The following is a 15,394-nucleotide window of genomic DNA, read 5'->3' as shown; positions in this document are numbered from 1 at the left end:
TCAAGCCGGTCGCCTTCCCTGCAAAGACTCAAGCATGCCCGACAACTCGCAAACGCGCGCGTTCATATCAAAATTCTGCTCAAAGTACCGGATGCCATTGGCACCCAATTGAGCCAAGTCCTCAGGCGGCATTTTATATAGTCGAAGAACACGGTCTGCCAGTGCACCGCCATCTTCTGCTCCGCAGACAAGCCCCGCCCGGGCGGCCCCCACTACACGGCCCGCCTCGCCGTTCACGCTCGCAACGATAGGTTTTCCAGCTGCAAAATACGCTTGGAGCTTGCTTGGCACTGTCAAAGCCAACACAGGATCATCCGCAAGGGTTACCAGCAACGCGGATGTAGCCTCGAAGAGGCTAGGCATTGTCAAGGCTGGCATTTGCCCCGTCATAAAAACATTGGGGAGCTTTCTTCTGACAATTTCCTGAGCAATAAATGCAGCCTGGCTTCCCGCGCCAACAATATAAAAACGAATATCCGTGACTGATCCCAGACGCTCAGCCGCAGCAAGAATCGTTTCACACGACTGCGCCCTGCCAATGTTTCCGGCAAAAACTACCGCGAAATAACGCCGCATCTCAGAAACAAGATCAGCCTCTGAGCTCCCCAGGTCAGTACCCCGAGCAACGGGGTGACCACCGGCCGCCACGATATTGGGAAAGTAGTGGATTTTCCCGGGTTGCGCCGAGAGCCTCTCCACCGAGGCCCGAAAAGCCTCGGACTGGATCAGGATCGAATCGGCTCGCCTATAGATATAGCGAACAATTGACCCCACCCATGACAGCAGCATGGGACTGCGGACAAATCCTGTTGCGCGCAAGGACTCAGGCCAGAGATCCTGCACCCAGACCGTCATGGATGCACGTTTCATCCAGGCCAGAAAAATTGCAGGTAACGCCTGAAGCACAGGCGAAGTCGCATAAACAAATACCGCATCAAACTTTTCTTTGCGCAAGACAAAGGGGGCAACAATGTAGCCCGAAGCAATGAAGGAAAGGTAGTTGAGCGCCAGACTCATTGCCGAACCGCGCCTCCTCGGCAATATCGGAATCCTGACTATTCGCAGGCCATCGTGCAACTCATGACAGACACCTCCCGCAACATACCCCGGATATACGCTTCCTTCAGGGTAATTAGGCTTGCCGGTCAGAATCGTCACCTCATGCCCTTTCCTTGCCAAGGCTGCGGCAAGGTCGTTGATCAGGAAGTTCTCCGGCCAGAAATGTTGGGTCCAAATCAACACTCTCATTTCAGCAAGCCTGAAATGAAGTCATTTGCAGACAAAACCTCTGCAACAGGTTCCGCATTACCCAGGAATCGCCTGATTGCCCTTGAGATTGAGACCGGGGACTCCGGGTCAAATGTTTCGACAGGCTCCACGACATCACGTACGTAGTCCCGCTCAGGCGCAATCACAGGCAGTTGGCAAGCGCCAGCCTCAATCAAGGGCAGCCCAAATGACTCCGACAACGAGGGATAGACCAACGCCTTTGAAGCAGCGTATACCCCGGCCACATTCGCACTCGAGAGATAACCAAGATTGTCAATACTCAGACCAAAGTCATCGCGGTACCTGGAAATTTTTGCCGCCAGCTCAGGATACGCGTCTGGGTCCACTGTCAGGGCCAGCGAGGGCTTGATCCCGGCCTCACCCAGCAAACGCCATGCCAAGAGGAGGTTTTCATGATTCTTGTGCGCCTCGCCAACAGCGACATAAACAAAGTCGTAACCTTCGCGAGCCCTGCCTGTTACCACCGGCCGTTCCAACTGACCAGCGAAGGGCCGCACCCTAACAGTTATATCTCGGCCCAAAGCTCCTTTTAGAAGCTCCGCCATCGATGGCGTCTGCACCACGAAGTAGGAAGCATGCGACTGATACGCACGAAACCAAAGTCGCTCCAAAATAAGCCGGCATCTGGTTTTCAGGGGGAAGCGCCCGAGACTGCTGCCATCCAGCAAAAGCCGATTTTGCACAAAGACAGCCACTGTCGAGGAGGTTTTGAAAAGTGGGGGCAAACCGTTAAAGCACAGGACTACGTCTCCGGCAGACGCGGCTCCTCGCAGCCGCCACTCAGCGACAAAACGTGCCTGCACAGTTTTTTTCACATACCGAATCAAAGCACCCTGCGGTATCGCCAGCGAAAGCTTTGCCCGGTCATCTAATTGTGCCCAGCGAACAGGCGTAGGCACCACATCCAGAACGAGTTGCAGCAATCTGCCCCCCCCTCCCGTATGGATATTGGGCGCATGCACAATCAGACGCGCGGCATTAGTGGGGCGCACTGTAATGCCTGGTTATTGCAAATTGATATCTTGAAGCTTCCACAAGCCCAGGCATTTGTCCGTAAACATATTCAGTCCTTCCGTGCATTCTTCATTGATCAGCAACATCGGAGCCGGAAAATTGAATGGGGAAAGCTGCTTGTTCAAAGGTCGCCAGAAACCTGTCCCTAAATCTTCATTTGAAGTTCGAGCCGTAAAAGTTGTCGTCAGTAAATAAGTGGCTCCCGAACGCTTGAAGTTGGCGATGATTTTCAGCGCGTCCGCAAACGAAAGATGCACCAGGCAGTCCCTGGAAAAAATCAGATCTGCTTTTGGTAATTCGCCTTCAGCAAGATCAATGCACTCAAACCCAATTTTTTCGCTACCGAATTCTTCCCTGTTCTTTGCAACCAGGGCCTCCACAATATCAGCGCCGATATAACGATCAACCGGCAAATCCATATGCCGCATCCAGTACCAGTCGCCGCAAGGCGCATCCAGCAAGGTCTTGATGCCCAACTCCCGGAGCAGGCGAGGCATTTCGCGTCGGATCACAGCCGTCTGAACCAGATCAGAGCCTTCCCCCGAGCGAGACTTGCTGCCGCGAAAAATATTTTTATCGTAAACCTCGGAGAATTTCTCTTTCAGGCCCATGCCCCGGACGGTTTCCGCGCCCGGCGGTCCTTTCTTCGTCCCGCCAGCCAGCCATTGCCGGATCGTTGACCGCACCGATGGCGGAATCAAGCCCTTGATCGGTTTTGTGATGTATTGCATGAGTGCTCCCCTTGTTAGGACAAATAATGCCAAGACCTTGGTATACGGTGATTCACCGGAAAGATGTTTGATGCAAAGCTTGGTCGCAACCAGCCCCGCCTCAACAAATCCTCGACTCCGCATGCTGGCAGCCACCCGGGCATATGAGACCGCGCCAGGCTGGCCCGACCCCGCCTTCAACTCGTCGATACCCAACTGCGCCACAAAACCGGAAAGAAGCGCATCACACTCCTTCAACGCCGTCCCGGCCAGCTTATGGCTGTCTTGGTGCGCGTGGCTTCTAGCCTTGACCAGCATCTCGGGCACATGGACAAAGGCAAACTTTTTTGCCATCCGGAACCAGAGGTCATAGTCTTGGGTCGTTCGCAGTGAGGTATTAAATGTTCCGCACGTCGTAAAAGCAGCTTTTGGAATCAGCAAAGTGCAACCGTGCAGTACATTCTCAACAGTGAGCCAATACCGAAAATGCTCAGGTGGCACACCTTTCAGTGAAATAGGTACAGTATCGGCCGGATCATCTGTGAACACATAGTAATTACTGTAGCAAATAGACTCGGAACTGGCTGCATGAGCCAATGCATCCATCTGCCGGACAATTTTCTCACTCACAAAAAGATCATCATGACTCAGCCATGAAAAGAAGCTGCCGGCCATCTTTTCGATGCCCATATTCAAGGCTGATGCCACCCCGCCATTTTCTTTTGAAAAATAACGTATACGGGAACCATACGACTGGGCGACTCGTTCCGTTTTGCCATCATCGGTCGATCCGTCATTAATAACCAGGATTTCAATATTGGAGTATGTCTGGGAAAGCGCACTCTCAATGGCCTCCGCAAGATAGTTGCTCCCGTTGTATACGGGAATGACAATAGACACCAGTGGATCGGCTGACGCATTCATTCGGACTATCTTGTACCTGTACGGGTTCTGAAAATTAAGCTCGGCCAATCGCGGGCAAGGCCTTTGGCGCCATGCGGCTGCGATGCGCTGGTAGCCGTGGATTATCCAGTGAAACGACGGATAGCCCGATTGACCTTAGCTCAAACGTCCACGTATCGATTTAAGCCGGTAGTGCACCGCAATCAATATTTGATGAGCCCACAACAAAGGCCAGTATTGATAGGCCGTCTTTATAAGGCGCCATCCCGCGTCCTTCCACTCCGGCACCGTCAAAAATGCCCGCCCATAGTAATCATAAAGATGCCCGATGCCGCGCTTCCTCGTCAGCATGCTTACTGAAGTATCTTCGACCATGATCTTGTCGACGTAGTATTCCAGAGCGGCAACCAATTGCACCGGGTCTTGGGCGATCAAGCTGTTTTCAGCATGCGTCCTCAAGCGGCAAGTGAATACAGGCAGGGCGTCAATGCGAGTCACTTTCGAAATACGTCGCCACATGTCTGTATCTTCAAAGCGATGCATTTTTTCATCAAACCCGCCTACTTTCTCGAATAACTCCCGCCTGGCCATCACGGTGGGCAAGGTAATGGTTACCGGACGAAAAAAAGCGATTGATTTATAGATTCGACCTGAAACAGATGCAATATAGTTTTCATTGAGGGGGTTGCCGGAATAATCCACGCAATGCGCAGAGGTATAGATCATCCCGACATCGGGATGTGCGTCCATATAGTCGACCTGAAGCATCAGCTTTCCAGGCATGTACATATCATCGGAGTCCAGAAAGGCGAGATAACGGCCGCGTGCAAGGGAAAGCGCATGGTTTCTGGCACTGGACCGACCCCGGTTGCTTTGATGAACATATATGACACGGGGGTCATCAAAGCCCGCAACGATTGCGCCCGTCTGATCCGTTGATCCGTCATCGACAACAATGACTTCGAAATCGGAAAAACTTTGCGACAACACGCTGGCGATTGCATCGCCAATGAAGTTCGCACGGTTATATGTTGGGACGATAACGCTTATGCAAGGACCCGGCGCAATCGCCACACCGGCTTGCGCCTCGCTCATGGCTTGGACCACACGACGCGGTTGATGTAGTCAACATAGCTGAACACAATGCGAAGAACCTGTTTCGAGACATATGGGTTCTCGTAGTCAGTGACCGGCAACACCGGTCTCCGGCCGGGGATCGATTGGCTCGTGATAACCTTCACCGCATCCAGCACACGCTCACGCTTGAGACCACTCATGATGAGCGTCCCGACATCCATTCCCTCGGGCCGCTCGTGCGCATTGCGAATCGTGATGGCAGGAAAATTAAGCAGCGACGACTCCTCGGTGATCGTCCCGCTGTCGGAAAGAACACAGAAGGCCTTCGTCTGCAAATGCACATAATCCAGAAATCCGAAGGGCTTGCTGAAGACAATCTTGCCATTCAAAGAGGAACGATCCATCTCTTCCAGGCGCTTGCGCGTGCGCGGATGAGTTGAAACAATGACGGGAAAGCCATAGGCATCCACCAGCGCACCAAGTGTGTCAAGCAAATCCGCTAACGCCTGGGGAGAGTCCACATTTTCTTCCCTGTGAGCGCTAACCAGAAAATACTGTTGCGCATTAAGGGACAGTCGCTTGAGGATGTCCGACTTTTCTATACCCGGCAAATAGTAGTCCAGCACCTCACGCATATGTGAGCCGGTCTTGAATATCGTTTCGGGCTTGACACCCTCTGCTAACAGGTAGCGGCGTGCATGCTCCGTCAGAACCATATTGATATCGGACAGATGGTCCAGGACCTTGCGATTGAGCTCCTCCGGTACACGCTGGTCAAAACAGCGATTGCCCGCTTCCATGTGGAACACCGGTATCTTGCGACGCTTGGCAGACAAAACAGACAGGCAGGAGTTGGTATCGCCATACAGCATCACTGCGTCAGGCATCTCTTTTTCCATCACCTCATCAGACTTCGCGATGACCTGGGCGATGGTCTGTGCCGCGTTATTGCCGGCGGCCTCAAGAAAATAGTCCGGCTTGCGAATTCCAAGGTCGTCAAAGAAGACCTGATTCAATTCATAGTCATAGTTCTGCCCGGTGTGAACCAGTATGTGCCTGGTGTGGGCGTCCAGCTCGGCAATCACGCGGCTCATTTTTATGAGCTCTGGCCGGGTGCCAACGATGGTCATCACCTTAAGCATTAAGCTGCTCCTGGATGAAGTCGAGCTTCATCAACAACTTTTTCACGCCGTCAACATCAAGGCGCTCCGTGTTGTGCGACGTATAGTCATCAAAGGAGTCCATGCCGGTTTCCCCTTCAATAAAAAATTTGTTGTAGTTAAGGTCACGGTTATCAGCGGGAATGCGGTAATACTGGCCCATGTCCTCCGCCTTCGCCATCTCTTCGCGCGATACGAGTGATTCATAGAGCTTCTCGCCATGCCGGGTCCCGATGACGCGCACAGGACTTTCAGCCCGGTAGATCTCCTTAAGCGCCTGCGCCAGCACTTCAACAGTAGAAGCCGGTGCCTTCTGCACAAAAATATCACCTTGTCGGCCATGTTCATACGCATGCAACACCAGATCCACCGAATCCTCCAGGGACATCAGGAAGCGCGTCATCGAAGGATCTGTCAGCGTCAGCGGTTTGCCGGCCTTGATCTGGCCAACAAACAATGGAATCACCGAGCCACGGGATGCCATCACGTTGCCATATCGTGTAGCACACAAAACCGTTTCGTTTTCCGCCCGGCTACGCGCCTTGGCGACCATCAGCTTCTCCATCATGGCCTTGGAAAGTCCCATGGCATTGATTGGATATACCGCCTTGTCTGTACTCAGAACAACCACTCGCTCCACACCCGCTGCGATAGCCGCATTCATGACATTCTCAGCGCCCAACACGTTGGTTCTGATAGCCTCCATCGGGTAAAACTCGCAGGAAGGGACCTGCTTCAGTGCTGCCGCATGAAAAACATAGTTAACCCCCTTCATGGCATCATGGATGCTGTCGGAGTTCCTGACATCCCCTATATAAAATTTCAGCTTGGGATTGTTGAAATCAATCCGCATGTCCTCCTGCTTTTTCTCATCCCGGCTAAAGATGCGAATCTCGCGCACGTCGGTTTCAAGAAACCGCTTGAGCACGGCATTGCCAAACGAGCCTGTTCCGCCCGTAATCATTAACACTTTTTCTTTAAACATATATCATTTTTGCTGTATCGGATGGGTTGAATGTATGAATCTTTTTAGGCAGTTTGTTGGTGCTTATAGGTTGGTGCTTATAGATCTGCTCTATCAGCGCCTATCACTGCAGGGCTATATAGGCAGTCGCCTCCTGGAAGCGATCGGCATTGGGGGAACACTCAATAACAAAATCGTATTCCATCTTGATGTCAATTTTTTTGCCATTGACCTTCGCAAACAGCAACGCCTGTTCATCAATAGGGGCCTCTACACGATACGGTCCTCAGAGCACTGGTTTGGGTAACGCAAATCCATGCACCAGCTCATTCGTAGGCAAGCCTGAAAAGATAGCGTGGGCGCCCCCCGTGAAAGGCCCTTGTTGTTATAAAAACCATCCCGCAAGACTGCGCCCTCCCGCCATTTCGCCATGCGGCATACACAACACGATGAATTCGATCAACTAGGCCTACTGTATTACGCACCTCATCTACCCAAGAAACGGGTGATTGCAAATCCTCTTCACAACGAGTCTATTTTCTCTAAATTTAAAATCGTTCTCCGCCCCTAAAACATGAACGCAGGCTCAAGGGGACTATGCAAAACCTTCTAAAGGGGGGATCGAAATAGCGCAAAGAACCAGAGAAACCCTGACCAGTCGCTTATAGATACAAAAAAATAGCTAACTAGTTATAGCAAACTCCTCCTTCTTGCGTCCTTGCGCTATCAAGGCCTTCAGCCATCGCGGCGTTAGGCCGCGGCCACTCCAAGTTTGCCCATCAGGGCCACGGTATTTGGCAGCAACCAGTCTGCTTGTAGTTTTTTTTTGACTCGCGTTAACTCGTTCTTGCTGTTTCTTATAGGAGTTTGGACCTCTCTTGCCCTCTTTGGTCATTAGCAAATCTTTAGGGGTTATACCAAACGCCAACATTTTTTCGCGGATTTCGTGAATAGTTTTTTCGAATTCTTTTGCTTTAATCTGATCGGCTTGCTTTTGCAGCCTTTGAATTTGTGCTTGAATATCAATCAGGCTATTCATAAAAATTTCCTTTGCCCCAAATTTAGTATCGGAATTTTAACGATTCAATTAGCATAATCACGCATCTCTGTTCGATGGCCTTCAAGTGAAGATGTATCGGCGCGGCCAACAGCCCAGCAATGATAGAATTCTGCACGAAATCAGACGGACGTGACAGGGTGTCAGTAACTTCATGGAAAGACTGCGAGTCCTACACCTCGAAGCTAAGCACTATCGATCAATACCTGTCGTTTGTAGCGGAGTTTCTACCGGAAGACGTGGGTTAAAAAATCAACTCAAAGCGGCCGCAATTGGCGTAAATACAGCTTGCTTGGCAAATGACGACTTTGGCTTAGAAACGAATAGAAGAATGGTCATAGCCCCGCGTCTGTATGCCGATTCCATTTCATGCCATCTTAATGATCAATTCGATCTAGAGAATGAAATGCCCGCTCGAACCCTTTCACGTTCCTTTTTCCTTTGGAACATCACGGTTATCAGACTCCGCCATCTATGCGCGCTTATATGCAGCCGCTAACAATTGGAGAAGAGTCATGAAAGTAATGGTCCTTGGTGTAACCGGAATGCTAGGTAGTGCCATGTTTCGCGTTTTATCCGAGCATGCGGATCTGGCCGTTTACGGCACCGCGCGAAGCGATAGCGCTCGACAGCATTTTTCAGAAAATTTGTCCACCCAGATCATCGTCGGCACCGATGTCGAAAGTAGCGACTCCCTGGTCAGCACATTTGCCACTGTGCGCCCTGATGTTGTCGTTAATTGTGTTGGCTTGGTTAAACAATTGGCCAAGGCCAATGATCCTTTGCAAGTTATCCCAATCAACACGCTGTTGCCGCATCGACTTGCTGTACTTTGCCAAGCCACCGGCGCACGCCTTGTTCACATTAGCACCGATTGTGTTTTCTCTGGCGCCAAAGGTAACTATGTTGAAACAGATTTCCCAGACGCCCGAGACCTTTATGGTCGATCCAAGTTACTGGGCGAAGTGGATTACCCCAATGCCATTACCCTGCGCACATCAATTATCGGCCATGAATTGACGGGGAATCGAAGTCTGGTGAATTGGTTTCTTGCCCAACAGCAGGCCGTCAATGGCTTTACCCGTGTCATTTTTTCCGGTTTACCAACGGTCGAGCTGGCAACTGTTGTACGGGATGTCGTGCTACCCATCAAAGGGCTTCGTGGTCTATATCACGTCTCCGCAAAACCCATCAATAAATTTGATCTGCTACAGATGCTCTCAAAGACATATGGGAAAAATATCAAAATCAATCCTTCCGAAGAACCTGCTATAGATCGTTCGTTGAATTCGGACCGCTTCAGAGAAGCCACAGGCTATACGCCACCTGATTGGCCAGCACTTGTTCAGCGCATGTTTGAATTCAAATGAGCAAAGAAAATATGAGAATGTTCGCTGATAAAACATTGACGATTACAGGTAGGACAGGCTCGTTTGGCAACACCGTCCTCAAGCGACTCCCCGAATCTGATGCAAAGAAAGGCTGAGCGGGCCTGGGATACGGTGCACATGACGACTCAAGAACATAAGGCGCCCGAAAGACTGGCGGACTACGAGATGAATTAGTGTCCCAAAAGGTGCGCCTATCGTATTGAGCTATATTGATTATGAAAATCGTGTGGTTTGGTCAAAATAAATCCACAAAAAAAATAGATCTTTCACTATACAAATCACAATCAGGGTTTATAGACAATGCAAATAAGTGTGATTGGTACTGGTTACGTTGGCCTGGTGACTGGAGCTTGCTTGGCAGAGGTAGGCAATGACGTACTGTGTATGGATTTGGATGCCCATAAAATCAACCGGCTCAAGCAGGGGGACATCCCGATTTATGAACCCGGTTTGGACGATATTGTTAAGCGCAACATTGCGGCTGGCAGGCTACGTTTTACTACGGATGTGGTCGAGAGCGCCAGTCATGGTGCGATTCAGTTCATTGCCGTAGGCACGCCTCCTGACGAGGATGGCTCGGCCGATATGCAGTATGTCATCGCGGCAGCGCGCGCCATTGGCCAGAGTATGCAGGAGTACAAGGTAATTGTCGATAAGTCCACCGTACCGGTGGGCACTGCCGAAAAAGTCCGCGCGGCGATCCAGGAGGAACTCTCCAAGCGAGGCTCAAAGCTCAAGTTTAATGTTGCATCCAACCCGGAATTCCTTAAGGAAGGCGCCGCAGTGGATGACTTTATGCGCCCTGACCGCATCGTTGTCGGAGTGGACGACGAACGCACTGCGAACTTGATGCGCGCACTTTATGCGCCATTCCAGCGCAATCATGAGCGCCTCATCGTCATGGACATCAAGTCGGCAGAATTGACCAAATATGCGGCCAATGCCATGCTGGCGACTCGCATTTCCTTCATGAATGAACTTGCGATGCTGGCAGAAAAAATGGGCGCCGATATTGAGCAGGTGCGCCACGGTATTGGCTCCGATCCCCGCATAGGCTACCACTTCCTGTACGCAGGTTGCGGCTACGGGGGCTCCTGCTTCCCAAAGGATGTGCAGGCGTTGCAGCGCACTGCCAATGAATGTGGACGTGAATTAAAGATCCTTGGCGCCGTAGAGGCAGCCAATGAAAGTCAGAAAAAGGTACTGATCGCGAAGATTGCCGCAAGATTTGGCAATGATCTTACGGGCAGACACTTCGCCCTGTGGGGGCTGGCGTTCAAGCCCAATACCGATGACATGCGGGATGCGCCCAGTCGTGTGCTGATCAAGGATCTTTGGGAGCGCGGCGCCACAGTGACGGCTTATGATCCAGCAGCGATGCATGAAGCTCGACGCATTTTTGGCAATGATCCGCGACTGATGGTGGCTGATTCGTCGATGGCTGCACTGGAAGACGCAGATGCGCTGGTGATCGTCACCGAATGGAAGGCGTTCCGTTCTCCGGATTTTGCAGCCATGAAATCTAAACTCAAAGCCCCGATTATCTTTGATGGCCGCAACCTGTACGAGCCAAGAGATTTGCGAGCCGAGGGAATCGAATATTTTCCTATTGGGCGGTCTGCATGAAGGTTTTGGTTACTGGCTGTGCAGGCTTCATCGGCATGCATACCTGCCTCCGATTGCTCACCCGTGGCGATGATGTGATTGGACTAGATAATCTCAACGATTACTACGATGTTCGTCTTAAAGAGGACCGTTTGGCACAGCTTCGTCAGTTTGGAAAATTTTCATTTGATAAGCTAGACATAACCGATCAAGCGAGCGTGGCCGCGATATTTGAGCGAGAAAATATCGAGGGGGTCATTCATCTGGCAGCCCAGGCAGGGGTACGTTATTCGCTCAAGAATCCACTTGCTTATATACAGAGCAACTTGGTGGGTTTCACCAATATTCTGGAAGAATGCCGCCATCACCAGATTAAGCATCTGGTCTTTGCCAGCAGTTCCAGTGTGTACGGCGCGAATACTGCCATTCCCTTTTCTGTTAGCCAGAATGTGGACCATCCCGTCAGCCTGTATGCAGCAACCAAAAAAGCGGGCGAATTGATTGCGCATTCCTACAGCCATCTTTATAGCCTGCCCGTGACTTGTTTGCGATTCTTTACCGTGTATGGTCCTTGGGGGCGTCCTGATATGTCGCCCTATCTGTTCGCGAGCGCCATTCTGGAAGGACGTTCAATCGATGTATTCAACCACGGAAAAATGCAGCGGGACTTTACCTACATAGGCGATATTGTGGAAGGCGTAGTAAGAGTGTTAGACCGCCCAGCCCGCCCGAATGCGAGCTTTGATACGGCAGCCCCTGACCCAAGCACCAGCTATGCGCCTTATCGGGTTTATAACATCGGCAATCATCAACCGGTCGAGTTGATGACATTTATCGAGACTATTGAAAACGCGCTGGGCCGGAAGGCTGTCAAAAACATGCTCCCTATGCAACCCGGTGATGTAGTTGCTACTTACGCAGAAACCAGTGAACTACGCGAAGCGATTGGGTTTACCCCTTCCACTCCGCTACATGTTGGAGTGGGGAAATTTGTTGATTGGTACGTTGCATATCACGAGTCCAAAAAATTGAACCTTTTGTCAAGGAATAAGTTACATGACTAAGCTGGCTATTGATGGTGGAAATCCGGTACGAACAGCCATGCTTCCCTATGCTCGGCAAAGCATTGATGACGATGATCGCCGCGTCGTGGGCGAGGTGCTAAAAAGTAATTGGCTGACAACGGGTCCTAAAGTAAAAGAATTCGAGGAGGCCGTTGCTCGTTACACTGGGGCGGCCGAGTGTGTTGCCGTGAATACCGGCACGGCAGCCTTGCATGCCGCCGTATGGGCAGCGGGGATCGGCCCAGGAGACGAGGTGATCGTGCCCGCAATCTCTTTTGTAGCTAGTGCCAATTGTGTGCTCTACGTGGGTGCCACCCCAGTATTTGCCGACATCTCGCCAGACACTTTAAATCTCGACCCGGAAGATGTAAAGCGGAAACTGACTTCTCGCACCAAGGGCATCCTAGCAGTGGATTTCGCAGGGCACCCTTGCGATCATGATGCGTTGCGCGCCATTGCCGATGAGCACGGCTTGATCATCATCGCGGATGCGGCCCACTCACTGGGCGCCACATACAAAGGCCGGAAAGTCGGCACCCTTCAGGAGATTACCGCACTGAGCTTTCACCCCGTCAAGCATGTCACCACAGGAGAGGGCGGCATGGTACTTACAGATGATGCAGACATCGCCAAACGAGTGCGGTCTTTCCGCCATCACGGGATAGACGTGGATTTGCACGCCCGACACAAAACCAACTCCTGGGAATACGATATCGTCGATCTCGGTTTTAACTACCGGCTTCCAGACATCAACTGCGCCTTGGGTGTCAGCCAACTTGTCAAATCAGACCGTTGGTTGGAGCGCAGAAGATCCATCGTGGCCACTTATCACGAGGCGTTGTACGGCTTGCCCATGCTTCAGTTGCCCGAACAACGCGCCAACGGTTTTTCAGCCTGGCATCTCTATGTTGTCCGCCTCAATCTGGAAGCAATTACGACTAGCCGTTCGCAGGTGTTTGCCGCGTTGCGTGCCGAAAATATTGGCGTCAATGTCCACTACATCCCCATTCCGTGGATGACCCACTACGCCAATCTGGGATACAAGCGCGGGCAATGGCCAGTGGCGGAGGGGGAGTACGAACGAGTGATCAGCCTACCTATATACCCAAGCATGACCGACTCAGATGTTAGTGATGTAGTGACTGCAGTTAAAAAAGTTTTGGGTGCCTACAGCCGCTAATTTGTAACCAAAAGTTCATGTATTTCATCGCCTAACAAATATCGTGTTGATTATTCGACGAGCAAATCTCGATGATGCCATTGACGTCTTGAGATGGAGAAATGACGCTCAAACTAGAGCAATGTCTTGGAAAACTGACCCCATTGATCCAGCAAACCACATAGAGTGGTTTACCGCTGCAGTTAATGACCAGGCAAAAATTCTACTCATAGGAAATTTTGAAGAAAAAAAAATAGGGATGGTCCGCTTTGATGTATGCGCTGAAGACATACATATATGGAAAGTGAATATTATTATTGCGCCTGAATCACGCAGCCAAGGGCTTGGGGGCAATTTACTTACTCATGCGATTTCATTTTTTTACTCCAAACTTCCGGAGGCTCTCCTAATCGCGGAAGTAAAAAAGAACAATACGGCTAGCCAGAATTTGTTTGAGAGGCTTGGCTTCTTAAAAGCAGAGATTAATGGTGAAAAGTTAGAGTACAAGCATTCAAAATATAAGCCCAAAAAATAACCCCCGGCTCGAGGACGGACTGGCGAGAAGAAGTTTCGATGCCAAAGAAGTCAGCACGATGTACGTATTGTCGTTGACGCCCTGCGCGAGGACAAAACCCGGATATGCGCAAGCAGTGCGAAGTGCATCTCAATCAGATCACGGAGTGGATGCGACAGTTGTGGTGGAGCGCACGGTCGTTTCTTTGACGCTGGCATACAAATGGCTCAATTGATGAACCTAGTCCCGTTTCTGCAAATCTGAGCTTATGCGCGCTACATCAAGGGAAAAAGCTTTTGGGCATGAGGGTACGTTGTCTCAACCGCAGATCGAGATGAGGATGGGATTTGGAACTACATCCGCAACTAGGAGAGAAAATGAGCACCCGAAGCAGCTTGGACCATGAAAATAGACGCCCATCGTTTCGTTGGCGCAAAAGTTGAGGGTGCGTTAGCGACCCGGCTTAGCGCTTAGCTATTTTGAACGGTCCACGATATTGGGCTCCTCCAATTTTTCTGGGGGATGGTTATTTAAATTTGATAGCACACATCAAAGGAACAAGAATGACGATAACGAGCAAGAGCTTCCACTGTCAAATTTGCAATGAGATCCGCCACCATAAAGTGGTTTATGTTGTTCAAGGGTATCCAATTTGCAAATGTGAAGAATGCGGTGTTGGCCGTGCTGATGTTGAAGGCTTTGACCCTTATCGTTACTACAATAACGGTTACTTCACCGGAAAATACGAGCATTCATACGTAGATTACATTGGCAGTAAGGAAATATTGAGTAGGGAATTTTCTAAAACGGTCGAGTTCATTCGTTCTATAGGGCCAACTCAAGGTAATTTACTTGAGGTAGGTTGCGCTTACGGTTTATTCCTGCAACAGGCCAAACAACATTACCATATTCACGGTGTTGAACTTGTTGAAGAGGCGGCAGCTTATTGCCAAGCCAATGGTTTAACCAAGGTCAAACATGGAGTATTGGCCAAGAATGATCTAGAAAAAATCGGCACATTAGATGTCGCAGTCATGCTCGATGTAATAGAGCATATCGATAATGTTGCCGAAACTGTCGGGATGATCTCTGATCACTTGCGGCCGGGGGGGAGTTTTACCATTACCACGGGCGATTGGGCTTCTTTAGTTGCGCGGATCACAGGGCAAAGATGGCGCTTAATGGCGCCACCACTGCATCTTTGGTATTTCACACCAAGCAGCTTGGCTAAATTGGGACAGCGTTTCGGCCTTGAAGTCGTTTCATGTAGTCATCCTTGGAAAATTGTCCCACTTGAACTTATATTGCAACAAGCTTGCACGATGTTAGGCATTCATGCCAAGATTTCTTTACCCAGGCTGCTTAAGAATTTAGGGCTCCCCGTTAGCTTGCACGATGCCATGCGCATAGTATTTCGCAAAGTCGAGTAATTCATATTTCCCGGCAAAGAAGTGGCTCTGCCAATCTGAACTGTGCGATAAGTAGA

The 15,394-nt window shown here is 50.6% G+C and carries 13 protein-coding genes; 6 read left to right on the top strand and 7 right to left on the bottom strand.

Annotated features, from left to right (window positions below; genetic code table 11):
* From ACFQND_RS18390 to ACFQND_RS18360, 7 genes are all read right to left on the bottom strand, one after another.
* The gene (locus ACFQND_RS18390) at positions 1-1,248 is read right to left on the bottom strand and encodes a glycosyltransferase family 4 protein (RefSeq protein ID WP_371436943.1); all 1,248 of its coding nucleotides are present in this window, start codon (positions 1,246-1,248) and stop codon (positions 1-3) included.
* Entirely contained in the window at positions 1,245-2,213 is a 969-nt protein-coding gene (locus tag ACFQND_RS18385; RefSeq protein ID WP_371436942.1) for a glycosyltransferase, read from the bottom strand. The genes ACFQND_RS18390 and ACFQND_RS18385 overlap by 4 nt, the downstream gene beginning before the upstream one ends.
* Before the next feature lie 81 nt (positions 2,214-2,294).
* Positions 2,295-3,938, bottom strand: coding sequence for a glycosyltransferase (locus tag ACFQND_RS18380; protein ID WP_371436941.1), 1,644 nt, complete (start codon positions 3,936-3,938; stop codon positions 2,295-2,297).
* A 135-nt stretch (positions 3,939-4,073) separates the two neighbouring features.
* Positions 4,074-5,012 (bottom strand): glycosyltransferase family 2 protein, encoded by a 939-nt coding sequence (locus ACFQND_RS18375; RefSeq protein WP_371436940.1) that lies wholly within the window; start codon positions 5,010-5,012, stop codon positions 4,074-4,076.
* The gene (gene wecB, locus ACFQND_RS18370) at positions 5,009-6,136 is read right to left on the bottom strand and encodes a non-hydrolyzing UDP-N-acetylglucosamine 2-epimerase (RefSeq protein WP_371436939.1); all 1,128 of its coding nucleotides are present in this window, start codon (positions 6,134-6,136) and stop codon (positions 5,009-5,011) included. The genes ACFQND_RS18375 and wecB overlap by 4 nt, the downstream gene beginning before the upstream one ends.
* A complete protein-coding gene (locus ACFQND_RS18365; protein WP_371436938.1) occupies positions 6,129-7,139 on the bottom strand; it encodes a polysaccharide biosynthesis protein in 1,011 nt (336 codons plus the stop codon). Before ACFQND_RS18365 ends, wecB begins: the two co-directional genes overlap by 8 nt.
* A gap of 661 nt (positions 7,140-7,800) precedes the next feature.
* Positions 7,801-8,157: an H-NS histone family protein gene (locus tag ACFQND_RS18360; RefSeq protein ID WP_371436937.1), complete on the bottom strand. Its 357-nt coding sequence runs from the start codon at positions 8,155-8,157 to the stop codon at positions 7,801-7,803.
* A gap of 533 nt (positions 8,158-8,690) precedes the next feature.
* Between ACFQND_RS18360 and ACFQND_RS18355 the strand changes: the two genes are divergently transcribed.
* From ACFQND_RS18355 to ACFQND_RS18330, 6 genes are all read left to right on the top strand, one after another.
* Positions 8,691-9,545: a dTDP-4-dehydrorhamnose reductase family protein gene (locus tag ACFQND_RS18355; RefSeq protein ID WP_371436936.1), complete on the top strand. Its 855-nt coding sequence runs from the start codon at positions 8,691-8,693 to the stop codon at positions 9,543-9,545.
* A gap of 321 nt (positions 9,546-9,866) precedes the next feature.
* Positions 9,867-11,192, top strand: a complete 1,326-nt coding sequence (locus tag ACFQND_RS18350; RefSeq protein WP_371436935.1) for a UDP-glucose dehydrogenase family protein — start codon at positions 9,867-9,869, stop codon at positions 11,190-11,192.
* Positions 11,189-12,235, top strand: coding sequence for an NAD-dependent epimerase (locus tag ACFQND_RS18345; protein ID WP_371436934.1), 1,047 nt, complete (start codon positions 11,189-11,191; stop codon positions 12,233-12,235). Before ACFQND_RS18350 ends, ACFQND_RS18345 begins: the two co-directional genes overlap by 4 nt.
* Complete coding sequence (pseC, locus tag ACFQND_RS18340) at positions 12,228-13,415, top strand: UDP-4-amino-4,6-dideoxy-N-acetyl-beta-L-altrosamine transaminase (RefSeq protein WP_371436933.1); 1,188 nt, start codon at positions 12,228-12,230, stop codon at positions 13,413-13,415. The genes ACFQND_RS18345 and pseC overlap by 8 nt, the downstream gene beginning before the upstream one ends.
* 43 nt (positions 13,416-13,458) lie before the next feature.
* On the top strand, positions 13,459-13,929 hold the full coding sequence (locus tag ACFQND_RS18335; protein ID WP_371436932.1) for a GNAT family N-acetyltransferase: 471 nt from the start codon (positions 13,459-13,461) through the stop codon (positions 13,927-13,929).
* Between the two features lie 542 nt (positions 13,930-14,471).
* Entirely contained in the window at positions 14,472-15,338 is an 867-nt protein-coding gene (locus ACFQND_RS18330; RefSeq protein ID WP_371436931.1) for a class I SAM-dependent methyltransferase, read from the top strand.
* The last annotated feature ends 56 nt before the right edge of the window (positions 15,339-15,394 follow it).

The organism is Polaromonas aquatica (assembly GCF_042659145.1).
Classification (GTDB): Bacteria; Pseudomonadota; Gammaproteobacteria; order Burkholderiales; family Burkholderiaceae_C; genus Polaromonas; species Polaromonas aquatica.
This window is presented reverse-complemented; position numbering and strand designations above follow the sequence as displayed.